This window comes from Micromonospora sp. NPDC007230, assembly GCF_042869115.1.
Lineage (GTDB): Bacteria > Actinomycetota > Actinomycetes > Mycobacteriales > Micromonosporaceae > Micromonospora.
In genome coordinates, this window is record NZ_JBIAFE010000004.1 from 17,420 (window position 1) to 29,437 (window position 12,018).

The following is a 12,018-nucleotide window of genomic DNA, read 5'->3' on the forward strand; positions in this document are numbered from 1 at the left end:
TTCGCCCTTTGCGCGCGAGTTTGGTGGCGCAGCGCGGGCCCTGTCCTCAGTCCAGCCTGCGGCGGCTCAACGAGGACGGTTCGCGGCCCGCGAGCAGCCAGCCGGCGACCGCGGCGAGCACCGGCAGACCGACGATTGTCGCGGCCAGGTGGGCGACGGGTACGTCGGTCAGCGCGTCGAGGTCGCGGTGCAGGACGCTGACCAGCGCGAGGTACGCGCCGGCCAGGCCGAGGACGGCGCCCAGCAGGGCGAGCGCACCGGAGGTCGTGGCGGTCAGCGTGCGCCGTACGCGTCGCGGGGCGCCGGTCGCGGTCAGGGTGCGCAGGTCGCCGGCCGCTTCGCCGCGGATGAGGCCGACGGTCATGGCGAGGATGCCGAGGGCGAGCAGCGCGCCGGCGGCGACCGCTCCGGTCCGCAGTGCGGTGAGCGAGGCCTGCTCGTGGCGGGACTCGATGGTGAGACCGACGCTCGCGGCGAGGTTCTGCGCGGTGGTCAGCTCCTGCCCGGTGAGGGGGTGGTCCGCCTCGACGAGCCAGCCGACCCGCGCGGGCTGCCAGCCGTGGCGGGCCATCATGCTCGCGGTGACCAGCGAGTTCGGCATCGAGGTGTACCGGGTGTCCGCGAGCGCCTGGGTCTTCGGGTAGACGCGGCGTTCGGGGATGTTCACCAGTTCGAGTGCGCCGGTGCGGACGCTGAGCACCTCGGTGTCGGCGGCGACCGCAGCGGTGTCGAGCCGGTAGAGCCGGAGCAGTTCCGGTGTGGCCACGTAGAGCGGGTACGGCGTCATCGGCTGACCGTCGGCAACCGGCGTACCGATCTCGACGGCCGGATGGCCGGGCTGGCCGCCGTTCTCGCCCGGGTCGGTGTACGAGGCGACCACCGCCATGTCGAGCGGAGTCACCGTGGGCGTGCCGAGGTTGCGGGCGATCGCGTCGAGCTGCGCCTGCAGGCTGGCCAGTTGCTCCGGCGTCCGTACCGGGATCACCGGGTCGGGTCGGCCGATGCGGACCAGGAGTTGACTGTCGGCCAGGTTGCCCAGCCCGGCGGAGTGCCTGGCCTGGTATTCGGCGGCGGCGGACCCGGCGACGACCGCCACCGAGATCCCCAGCGCGAGACTGATCGCGGCGAGCGCCGCGCCGGCCCGGGCCTGGTAGCGCACCAGGTCGGTCAACGCCAGGCGGACGGCCACCGGCATCCCGCCGCGTGCCGCGGCCAGCAACCGGATCGCGGTCGGGCCGACGAAGAGCACCCCGACCGCTGTGGCGAGGCTGCCGGCGGAGATCAGCACCGGGTTGGTGCCGCCGGACAGCACCAGGCAGGTGACACCGGCGGCGAGCAGGACCACGGCGACCACCGCGGTGCGCCGGGCCGGTCGGGGGCGCGGCGGCCGCGCCGACAGGGCGCTCATGATCGGGGTGCGCGCGATGGCCCGCGCCGGCCACCACGCGGCGGCGGTGGCGGTCGCCACGGCCAGCACCATCTCCGCGCCGAGCGTCGCCCAGGGCAGGTCGAACCGGTCGATGCGATGCCCGGCGGTCGTCTCCACCCGCCCGGCGACGAGCAGCCAGGCGGCGACGCCGATGGCGGTGCCGAGCACCGCGGCGACCGCTCCGACGACGGTGCCGTTGGCCAGCATCACCAGCCGCAGGTGCCGTCGGGTGGCGCCCATCGCGGCGAGCATGCCGAGCTGGCGCAGCCGGCGCTGCGCCACCACGATGAACCCGGCCGCGGCGACCAGCGACACCAGCAGCAGGCCGACGGTGGCCAGCGCCAGCGTGACGGCGGCGGTCACCGTACGGGTCATGCCGGGCCGCGACTCGCGCACCAGCGGGCCGTCGATGGTGTTGCGGAACGCCTCCAGGGAGGCCTGGTCCCCGGCGACGAGGACGGTGACGGTCTGCGGCGGGTCGGCGTGCGCCGGGTCGGCGAGGGCGAACTCGTCGGCCAGGTCCCTGGGGTTCTCCACCACCCCGACGACCAGCCGGTCCTGGCCGTCGAGGCTGACCCGCCGGCCGAGCCCGGTCCGCAGGGTACGCGCCACCCCGTCGGTGACCGCGATCTCGCCCGCTGCGGCCGGGTACCGGCCCTGCCGCAGCGCCAGCATCGGTGCGCCGTACGCGCCGTCAGGGTTCTGCGCTCGGACGTCGACCGGGTCGAACAGGCCCGGCACCGCCACGTAGTGGTGGCCGATCGCGTCGGTCGTGCCGAACCACGCCCGTGCGGCGGCGAGCCGGGAGTCGAGCACGGCCGGGTCGCTGCCGTCGAGGCGCAGGAGGTGGTCGGCGCGTCCGAACGTCGCGTCGCTCGACGAGGCCATGTTGTAGGTCGCCGAGACGGCGAAGGTGGCCCCGATGACGGCGACGGTGAGCAGCGCGAGGGTGAGCACCTGCTGGCGCCACTCGCGGCGGAACAGCCGTACCGCCCACCGGATCACGGCCCGGCGGGCCGGAAGGCCGCCACTCAGGGCGCGGCGGGGCGCCGGCCGGTCAGTGCTCGGCGGGGTGGCGGTGGCCGCCGTCACGGGGTCACGTCCCCGGCGAGCATGGCGTCCGGACCGGTCGACGTAGTCTGGTCGACGACCCGACCGTCGCGGAGGAACACCACCCGGTCGGCCCAGGAGGCGAGCTGCGCGTCGTGGGTCACCATGACCCCGGCGATCCCGCGCTTGCAGGCCGCACGCAGCATCCGCATGACCGCTTCGCCGTTGGCCGAGTCCAGCGCACCGGTGGGCTCGTCGGCGAGCAGCAGCCGCCGGTCGCCGACCACCGCGCGCGCGATCGCGACCCGCTGACGTTCGCCGCCGGACAGGTCGTCGGGGAAGGCGGCGGCCCGTTCGGCCAGCCCCAACTCCTCCAGTAAGCGCATACCGGCGGCCCGTGCGGCACGCGCGCCCACGCCGTCGAGTTCGAGCGGCAGCGCCACGTTCTCGACGGCGGACAGCCCGGCGAGCAGATTCAGGTCCTGGAAGACGAAGCCCATGGCCCGGCGACGCATCCTGGCCTGCGCGTCGGCGGACATGGCCGACATGTCGTCACCGCAGACCAGCACCTCACCGCCGGTCGGCTCCTCAAGGCTGCCGGCGATCGTCAGCAGGGTGCTCTTGCCGCTGCCGCTCGGACCCATGACGGCCACCAGTTCGCCGCCGTCGACGGTGAGGTCCACCTGCCGCAGCGCGTGTACGGCGGCGTTGCCCGCGCCGTACACCTTGGACACCTGGCGCATGCTCAGCACCGCGCTCATCGACGGGCCCCCTCGCGTGTCGGGGTGGATTCGGCCGGTGCCCGGTCGGCGGGGCCGGCCGGTCGGGCCGGGACGCTCGGCGCCGCCTCGGCGGCCACGGTGGGCGTGGCGGGTAGGCGGCGCAGCCGGGCGTCGGCCGCGTCGAGCCAGCGGACCACCGCCTCGAGCCGGAACAGCTCCGCGTCGACGACGAGGCCGAGCGCGATGTCGTCGGGGTCCGCCTCGGCCTTGAGGTGGGTGTACCGCTGCATTTCCTCGACGAGGCGCCGGCGGTGGACCTGCAGGATCTCCCGTACGTCGACACCGGGCAGGCGCACCGCCACCTGCACCTTGATGACGAGTTCGTCGCGCGGGGGAGGCGTGGCACCGGGCGGGGTCCGCAACCACCTGTCCAGTTCGCGTTCGCCGCCGGCGGTGATCCGGTACCGGCGCTGCGCACCGTCGCGTTCGGTCTCGTCTGATTCCACGTGTCCTTCGCGCTCGAGGCGTTGCAGCGTGGTGTAGACCTGCCCGACGTTGAGCGGCCAGACCTCACCGGTGCGTGCCTCGAACTCCTGCCGCAGTTGCAGGCCGTACTTGGATCCTTCCGCCAGCAACGCCAGCAGTGCATGTCGAATGCTCATGGTCCACCACCCAGCCGTCGATATACTGGGTATAATACTCAGTATTATCGCGCGGTCCAGTCACTTCCGCACATGAAATGAGCACGGCGCAGCCCCGTACGGGGGAGCGGTATCCCTACCCGGTGGGATGACACCGTCCGCCGTCCTCCCGGACCGTCGAGGCATGCCAGTGATGCGGATATCGCCGTCCCGGAGGTGGGCCCTGGCGGCGCTCGCCTTCGCGGTCGGCTACGGACTGCTCCGGCTCTACTGGGCCACCGGTGGCCGGTGGGGCTACACGGCCTGTGACCGGACCCGGGCCCCGGGCGCGGCGGAGATCGCCACCGGTTGCGCCGCCGATCAGGTGGCGACACTGCCGTTCTGGCAAGGCTGGGGCCCAGTCGCCCTGTGCGGTGTGCTCGCCGGGTTGGCCGTGCTGGCCATGCTGCGGTCCGGGAGGACGGCGTCGTTCGGGGCCTGGGGCGCGTGCGTGGTCCTGGTTGCGCTGTCGTTCCCCGCGCACCTGCTGTTCGAGATCCCGGCGGCAGCGCTCGGGCGGCCTGCCGACTGGCGGGACCTGATCCACCGGCTGCTGCTGTTGGCCGATGGGCTGCTGCTGGCGGCAACCGCGGCCTCGCTCGGACCCCGCCGCTCCGGCCAACAACACCTCGAAGGGCCGCTTCCGGTGCCGGCGTGGGTGCGAGGTTGGACGCACGCAGGATGCCTCGTGCCCGTGCTCGGCTTCACCGTTCCGCACGCGCTGTGGCTCCTGGGCGTGCCGTTCGGCATCTCCTCGGCCGAGATCCGCGCGGCCACTCAGGACATCGGTCTGACGGCCGGCGTGGCGCTCACCGTCGTTCCGGTGCTCGGCGGCCTGCTCACGCTGGGCTTGGCCGCGCGCTGGGGGCAGGTCTTCCCGCGCTGGGTCCCGTGGTGGGGCGGCCACCGGGTGCCCCGCCTGCTCGCCCTGATCCCGGCCGGTGTGGTCGCGGTGGCGCTGACCTCCTACGGCCTGATCGGCATCTACCTGATAACAGAGGCCCTGGTGGCGGGGACAGTGACGTGGTCCCAGCTGCGGTCTGACTGGGCGGTGGTGGGGACCGAGTTCGTCTTCCTCGCGTGGGGCCTCGCCCTCGCCGTGGCGGCGCTCGGCTACCACCAGGTCACCCGGCCGGGTAGGGGAGCGGCACACGCCCGCCGTTGACGCGGTGCTGTCTCACGCCAGCTGGACGCCGAGCAGGTCGGCCCTACGGTCCCGCGTGGCCAGCTCACCCCGGAGCAGATCACCGCCGTGCCGATCCCGCTGACCCGGCAGGGCCGGCGCGGCTACCGGGTCGACGAGGTCGACGCCCTGCTGCATCAGCTCGCCTACGAGCTGCACCGGCGCACTCGCGAACGGGACGAGATGCGGGCGCAGAACCAGCGCAAAAGGATGCCCTGCGGCGCTGGCAGTCGGCCGAGACGACACGGGAGGCTCAACCGCTGACGGCGTCCGCCTCGACCACACCCGCGCGCTACGTGCCGGGCAGGACTGAGGGCACCGCACCCAGCGTCGCATCCGCGCCGACACCGGTCGCCGTGCGGATCAGCAGTTGCAGCTCGGCGGCCCTGTCCGTGTTGCCCAGCCGGGTGAAGAGCGCGTGTGCCATCTGGAACGCCTCCCGCGCGGCCCGCGGGTCGGAGTTCAGCCGGGCCTGGCCCAGGCTGGTCAGCGTCGCCGCCTGGAAGGAGTGCCAGCCTCGGGTACGCCACAACGAGACGGACTCTTCCAGGTGTGGGACGGCCCGGGCTGGCCGGCCTTCGGCCAGCTCGATCTCGCCAAGGAGTTGGAGCGCCTCGGCCAGGTGGTGGATCATGTGGTGTTCGCGGCTCAACGCCAGCGACATCTCGGCTGCCTCCCGCGCGCCTGGATCACCCCGTTTGAAATGCAGCCGGGCCAGGGCCAGCAGGGCCAGGGTCGCGGTGTAGTCATCCCGGTAGGTGCGGGCGATCGTCAGGGACTCGGTGAGCAGCCGGTAGCTCTCGTCGAGGTTCCCCAGCTCTCGGTGGGCGATGCCGGAGAACTGCAGTGCGGTTGCCTCCCAGCGCGGATTGCCCAGTTCCCGGGCCCGATCGAGCGCGGCAGCCGTGTGCGTCGCGGCCGTGTCGAACTGCCCCTGTTCGAAGGTGGCCACTGCCAGGGCCAGGTGGGCGCGCGCCTCACCACCGAGGTGACCCGACCGCGAGGCGAGCCGCAGCGCCCGCTCGCCCATCGTGACAGCCTCCGGGTACGAGCCGGCCGCCGCCAGGGCCCAGGAGCACATGACGGCCGCGTCCGAGCTGCCCGGATCGTGGCCGAGGGCGGTGAACATGTCCAGCAGCCGCAACGAGTTGGCGTGCAGTTGGGCCATCGCTTCGCCGTCGGCTGTGTCGGCGTTCCAGGTGGTGACGTCGATCAGGCCGCGGAGCATGACAGCCTCGCCGAGCCGGTTGCCCGCCTGCCGGCAGACCGCCATCACCTCGGTGTTCAGGCTGGCCCAGTCCGAGTACATGCCGCGCAGGTCGAAGTACTTCTCCAGCCGGCCGGCGAGGTCGAAGGCGAGGTCGTCCAGGCCGAGCCGGCCGGCCTGGCGGGCGGCGGAGACCAGCGCGGCTCGTTCCGCGTCGAACCAGTGCAGCGGGTTGATGTCCCGCAGGTATTCCTCGGCCCAGTCGATCGACGGGCGTGGCGCGGGGCTGGCGACGAGGGCGAAACACGGGCCTGGGATGGCCGGGACCATCCGCTCCGCGAGCGCGACCCAACCGCCGAGCCCACGGACGAGTGCCCGGGTGATGCCTTCCTCCGGCTCGTCCGTCGCGGCGGACTCGACCGCGAACAGCCGGACCAGGTCGTGGAAGCGGTAACGGACCTGGCCCGCCACGTCGGTGTCGGCAACGGCGAGGAGTTGGGCGTCGACCAGCGTCTCGACGTGCTCGGCGGCCTGCTCGAACGGACAGTCCAGGATCGTGGCGGCCAGCCAGGCGGGAAAGTCGGGCAGGTCGAAGTGGGCGAGGAGGCGAAAGAGGCGTCGGGGCTCCTCGTCGAGTTCGCGGTAGCTCATCGCCAGCGACGCCCGTACGGCGAGATCGCCGGTGGTCAGCCGGTCCAGCCGCCGCCGTTCGTCGCCGAGCATCGCCGCCAGGTGCGCCAGTCGCCAGGCTGGGCGAGCCGCCAGCCGTGCGCCCGCTATCCGTACGGCGAGTGGCAGGCCGCCGCAGTACTCCGCGATCTCGGTGGCCTTCTCGAGATGCCGCATGACGCGCTCGTCGTCGGTGATCCGGGCGAGCAGCTGAATCGCCTCGTCCGGCGTGAACAGCTCCAGCTCGACGTGCCGGGCGCCCTCTATCCCGGTCAGCCGTAGTCGGCTGGTGACCATCACGGCGCAGGTCGGGGCGCCGGGCAGGAGCGGGCGGATCTGCCGATCCGACGTCGCGTTGTCCAGCACGACCAGCACCCTGCGACGGGCCAGCATCGTGCGGTAGATCTCGGCCCGTTCGCTCTGACCGTCAGGGATGGCGCGGGGGTCGACGCCGAGCGCCCGGAGGAACCGGGCCAGCACGTCATCCGGGTCCAGCGGAGAGCCCTCCGCGTCGCGCAGGTCGACCCAGAGCTGACCGTCCGGGTATGCCCCGGCCAGCAGGTGCGCCATGTGCAGGGCGAGCGTCGTCTTGCCGAGGCCGCCCATGCCGGAGATGGCGGCGATCACCTGGACGCCGGGGCCGTCCTCGTCGGAGGGATGCCCGGTCAGCAGGGTCCGCAGCGTCTCCACCTGAGCGGCGCGGCCGACGAAGTCCGCGATGTCGGGCGGCAGCATGATGGGTGCCGGATGGGCGGGCTGCGCAGCCGGTGCCGGGGGTTCGTGCGGACGCTGGTCGAGCGGCTGCCCGGAGCCGGCCAGCATCGCGTCGCGGACGGCCACCCAGTTGGCCACGGCGCGGTCGTCCAGTTGGCAGGCGCGGACGAATCCGGCGACGACTTCGCGTCTCGGCAGCGTGGACCGGCTCAGCACGGAGGCGATCGTGCTCACCGCGAGATGGTCGCCGGACGCTCTCGACTTGGCCGCCAACTGCCGGAAGGTCAGGCCGGACCAGAGTTTCAGCGCGCGGAGCGCGGCGATGAACTCGGCTGGCGTGGCCGCCTGCTCGGGTCGTGGTGGATCGTGACTGAGCTGGGTCATGGCCACCCTCCGGCACAGGCATCGGTCGATGCCAATCGTAGTGCCGGTGGGGATTCGTGCCGTGCCCGAAACGAGCGGCTCGGGTCCCTGCCCGGAGCGGACCGGACAGGGACCCGAGCGGTGGTCAGTACTGGCTGCGGTATTTCATGCTCTTGCCGCCCGACAGCCGGACGACGGTGTAGTAGGTGTAGGCGAGCGACCGGCAGTGGGCGCGCACCATAATGTTGTATGCGGGACAGGTGTGGTCGCGCAGCAGGCTGTAGAAGACCGCGTCCACGGACGCCTTCTTGGACTTGTCCCACTCCGGCGTCTTGAGATAGATGATCCCGTAGCCGTAGTCGTGTGCGTCACAGGCGCTGCGGAAGTCGAAGCCGGACGGTCGGTCGGGCGACCAGGTGCAGTGGTCATGGGTCACCCCGACGACGGCCTTGCGGGTCGGCGTCCGCTTCCAGGACGGTTGGATCTTCCGCCCGCCGTACTCCATCGGCACCGGGCCGGCCCAGCAGCCGTTCTGACCGAGGAGGTACTGCGTGGCGTACCAGCAGTGTGAGGGCAGCGCCAGCGTACCCGCGTCCTTCGTCGCGCCGGAGAGCTTTCCCGGTGCGGAGTACGTCAGGGTCCACGCGCCCTCCTGGGGCGTATTCAGCCGGGTGATGTTGCCCCTGGTGTCGTAGGTGTAGGCGGAGACCAGTACCGGGTCACCGTCGGTCTGGCGAAGGTCCCGCACTTCCCGGAGCCGGTTGAGCTGGTCGTACGCGTAGCTCACCAGGGTGGTCGGGGTGCTGCTGCCGGCGGCGATGTGGTCGATCTGCTTGAGTTGCCCGGCCACGTCGCCGAGCTGGGTGCTGGTGGCGGTGGTGGTGGTCGCGTAGCCGAAGGTCGCGGCGGCACAGCCGGAGGCGTTCGGCACCGTGCAGTCGGTCGGCTCCTCGGCGGGTGCGGTGATTCGGCTGACCCGGCCCTGCGCGTCGTACCCGATCAGTACCGTGCCAGACGCGGCGTCGCCGATGCTGGTGATGAGCAGGTCCACGCCGACCTGGCGCCAGACGTAGGTGATCCCGTCGGGACCGCCGCTCTGGGTGAAGCTGCCGTCCGCGTTCCGGACCACCGTGCCACCGTCCGCGGCGACGAAGGTGCCGGGTCGCGCCGGGTCAGCCTCGAAGCGGATCGACTGGGTGCCGATCGAGAGCTTGACCTGCACGTAGCCGTTCGCGCTGTAGTCCTTCAGGCGGTTGCCGAGCATGCCGCCGAGGGGCTCGAGACGCCAGTTGGGGCCGAGCACGTTCTCGTTGGGCTGGGTGACGTCGATCCGCTGCCCGGCACTGTGGCTGCGCACGGTGAGCAGCCCGTCGTCGGTGACATCCGTCCCGCGGATGATCCACGACCCGGTCTCGGGTTCCACACCGCCCGGCCACAGGTCGGCCGGCGCGGGTCCGGGATCGGCCGGGTCGTCCCCCTCGCCGGGCGTGGTCGGGATCTCCGAGGTGATCGTGAGGGTCGGCGGCGGGCCTAGCGCCTCGGTGTTCTCCGCAGAGGTGAACACCCGGTAGTTGGCCGTCTTGGTCTCGCTCGGCGACTGCAGGACCAAGCCGTGATTCTTCGCGGTTCCGGCGGCCCACTGGGCCACGATTCCGGTGACGTCCCAGGTCATCCGACCGCTGCCGCAGCTGCCCAGCTGCGAGCCCTCCCGGCTCAGCACCGCGTCGGTGGTGCTGCTGGTCGGCTGCGGTGTCCAGGTCTGCGTGACGGGGTTCCAGAAATCGGTGACGCGGCGGACCTGGATGCCCGCGCCGACGGTGGCACCGCAACCGGGTGCGTCCACATTGGTCAGGGTGAGTTCCGCCTTCGTCGGCACCTGGAGTCCGCGGGTGTCGAACGCCAGGTAGACCCGCGCCTTCTCCCCGTCAGCCTCGGTACCGGCTTTCAGGTACGGGCCGCTGGCGTTGTTCCCGTCGAAGACGCTGTTGACGTCAGTGTCGCCGAGAAGCGGAAGCGCCACCGCCGGGTTGGTGGCGGACGCGGTGGTCGCGGCGCGGTCGGCCGCGGCGTTCCCGGAACGCCGGATCGGTTTCCATGACCCGTCCGCCCCCTGCACGCGGACGGGCCCGGTGGTGATCTCGGTAACCAGCTTGCCGTCCGGCGTAGCCCTGGTGATCGAGGTCGCGGTGGTCGCGCCGGTCACGACCACCGGCCGGCCGGTACGCCGCGCGTCAGCCGCCGCCGACTGCGCCGCCTCGGCGCGGTCGTCGAGTGCCGCGGCTGCCGGCGTCCCTGATTCCGTGCCGCGAGGCGCGGATGGTTCGGCGCTTGCGGGTCCGGCGACCGTCCACGGCGTGACCAGGAGCGCCCCGAGGGCGGTCAGCGCGCCCATGGTCGTCCGTGACCTGTGCGGCGGTGCGGTGGATCTGTTCATCATGGGAATCCCTCCGGGAAATGGGGCCTGCCTGGCGGGCCGGATTGCTGTCGCCCCATGTGGACGCGATCCGGTGCCGTGACAGTGCGGCCGAGCGGCACGCGTGAGACATCGAAGCATGTTGACGCAGCGGATTGGCCTGTCCGAGGGCTCCGAGCTTGTTCCGAACAGTTCGGGCCAGAGCGCCGACCGGCGGGTGCCGTCCGATTGGGACGGCGTCGTGCCTTGGATCCGAGGGAGCGGACAGTCGATGCCCCGGTCGACAGTTTCGTAGTCAGCAACCTCTCCGTAAGAGTTCGCTCGGTTTTTGTGATCTTGCTGGTCACCTGCGGCCGGAACAGTCATTTGCGTTTGCGCCCACCGAGCGGATGAGAGCCTGTTGTGCCTGCCCTGAGCCGTGCGCTACGCCACGCCTGGCGTTGCTCCTGGGGCGTACTCGCACTGGTGCTGATGGGAGGGCTGGCTCCGGCCCCGGCCTCGGCGCATCCCTTCGGCGCCCCACAGCAGATCAAAGTCGCGGGCGAGGGCGACCACAATGTGCGGGTCCAGTGGCTCGTCGGCGGCACCGATGACCTGACCCAGCTCGGCATCGCGCTCGGCGTCCTACCGCAGGACCGGGTGTTGCTGGACGGCGCGGTGATCTACGAGCCCGCCGACGCGGTGGCGTTGGCCGAGGCGCCCGAGTTCGCCAAGTACCTGACCGAGCGGATCACCGTGAAGCAGGACGGGCGGGCATGCAACGGCGAGGTCACCGTGGCCGACGATCTGGTGGCCGGCGGCGCCGAGGTCCTGTTCACCTGCCCCGAACCGGTGAGCACGGTGACCGTGACGTCCCGGATGCTCACCGACCTGCACGAGGCCTATCGGACGCTCGCCAGAGGTCCTCGTGGGCAGAAGGCGGTGTACGACGCCGCGCAGGAGTCGGCGGACTGGACCATCAGCGACGGCTCAAGTTCCCGTCCCGCGTCAACCAGGACCGTCGCCGCGACCTCCTCAAGCAGCAGCGCCCTGCAACTCTCCGTCGTCGGGGGCGTCCTGCTGGCCCTCGTCGCAGCCGGAGCGTTCTGGCACCACCGGCGCGGACGAAAGGCCTGAACCATGTACTCGATCACCAGCCTCGGCACTGCGGCGGCACCCCTCGGCTCCGGCCCCACAGCCCTCCTCGCCGTCGATCTCTTCGGCGCCGCCGGGTTCGGCGATCGACTGATCGAGACGGTGCAGTCGCCGGGGTTCATGCCGGTGGCGCTGGTGATCGCCTTCGTGGCGGGGGCGGCGCACGGACTCGCACCCGGCCACGGCAAGAGTCTCGCGGCGGCGTACCTGATCGGCTCCCGGGGCCGGGTCCGCGACGCCGCCTGGCTGGGTTTCTCGGTGGCTGCGATGCACACCGTCTCGGTGCTGGTCATCGCGGTCGCCTGGACCTTCTTCTCCCTCTCCGACCTCGTCAGCCTCGAGCGCCTGACCACCGGACTGCAGCTGGCGGCGGGCCTGACCGTCGTCGCCGTCGGGCTCTGGCTGCTGCGACGCCACCTGCGTCGGTGCGGTCATGCGCACAGCCACAGCCACG

General features: G+C 72.0%; 9 protein-coding genes and 1 pseudogene. 4 read left to right on the forward strand and 6 right to left on the reverse strand.

Annotated elements, in window-relative coordinates; translation table 11 throughout:
- Positions 1-46 precede the first annotated feature (46 nt).
- Genes ACFYML_RS07235 through ACFYML_RS07245 form a run of 3 tightly spaced genes read right to left on the reverse strand, consistent with a single transcriptional unit; the run spans position 47 to position 3,863 of the window.
- On the reverse strand, positions 47-2,521 hold the full coding sequence (locus ACFYML_RS07235) for an FtsX-like permease family protein (RefSeq protein ID WP_387419747.1): 2,475 nt from the start codon (positions 2,519-2,521) through the stop codon (positions 47-49).
- Positions 2,518-3,240 carry an ABC transporter ATP-binding protein gene (locus tag ACFYML_RS07240; RefSeq protein ID WP_387419748.1) on the reverse strand — a complete coding sequence of 241 codons (723 nt, stop codon included), beginning with the start codon at positions 3,238-3,240 and terminating at the stop codon, positions 2,518-2,520. Before ACFYML_RS07240 ends, ACFYML_RS07235 begins: the two co-directional genes overlap by 4 nt.
- Positions 3,237-3,863, reverse strand: a complete 627-nt coding sequence (locus ACFYML_RS07245) for a PadR family transcriptional regulator (protein WP_387419749.1) — start codon at positions 3,861-3,863, stop codon at positions 3,237-3,239. Before ACFYML_RS07245 ends, ACFYML_RS07240 begins: the two co-directional genes overlap by 4 nt.
- Positions 3,864-4,026: 163 nt before the next feature.
- On the opposite strand from ACFYML_RS07245, the gene ACFYML_RS07250 reads away from it, so the two are divergent.
- Positions 4,027-5,046, forward strand: a complete 1,020-nt coding sequence (locus ACFYML_RS07250; RefSeq protein WP_387419750.1) for a hypothetical protein — start codon at positions 4,027-4,029, stop codon at positions 5,044-5,046.
- 12 nt (positions 5,047-5,058) lie between these two features.
- On the opposite strand, the gene ACFYML_RS07255 is transcribed toward ACFYML_RS07250, so the two are convergent.
- Positions 5,059-5,223, reverse strand: a complete 165-nt coding sequence (locus ACFYML_RS07255) for a hypothetical protein (protein WP_387420016.1) — start codon at positions 5,221-5,223, stop codon at positions 5,059-5,061.
- On the opposite strand from ACFYML_RS07255, the gene ACFYML_RS07260 reads away from it, so the two are divergent.
- Positions 5,146-5,328: a DivIVA domain-containing protein gene (locus ACFYML_RS07260; protein WP_387420005.1), complete on the forward strand. Its 183-nt coding sequence runs from the start codon at positions 5,146-5,148 to the stop codon at positions 5,326-5,328. The genes ACFYML_RS07255 and ACFYML_RS07260 overlap by 78 nt on opposite strands.
- A 28-nt stretch (positions 5,329-5,356) precedes the next feature.
- Here ACFYML_RS07260 and ACFYML_RS07265 read toward each other — a convergent pair whose 3' ends face one another.
- Complete coding sequence (locus tag ACFYML_RS07265) at positions 5,357-8,038, reverse strand: ATP-binding protein (protein WP_387419751.1); 2,682 nt, start codon at positions 8,036-8,038, stop codon at positions 5,357-5,359.
- 124 nt (positions 8,039-8,162) lie between these two features.
- On the reverse strand, positions 8,163-10,451 hold the full coding sequence (locus tag ACFYML_RS07270; protein ID WP_387419752.1) for a phospholipase A2: 2,289 nt from the start codon (positions 10,449-10,451) through the stop codon (positions 8,163-8,165).
- A gap of 450 nt (positions 10,452-10,901) precedes the next feature.
- Between ACFYML_RS07270 and ACFYML_RS07275 the strand changes: the two genes are divergently transcribed.
- Together ACFYML_RS07275 and ACFYML_RS07280 are read left to right on the forward strand one after the other, a co-directional pair.
- Entirely contained in the window at positions 10,902-11,546 is a 645-nt protein-coding gene (locus ACFYML_RS07275; RefSeq protein WP_387419753.1) for a hypothetical protein, read from the forward strand.
- Positions 11,547-11,549: 3 nt separating this feature from the next.
- Positions 11,550-12,018: pseudogene (locus tag ACFYML_RS07280) on the forward strand (hypothetical protein); the annotation flags it as partial.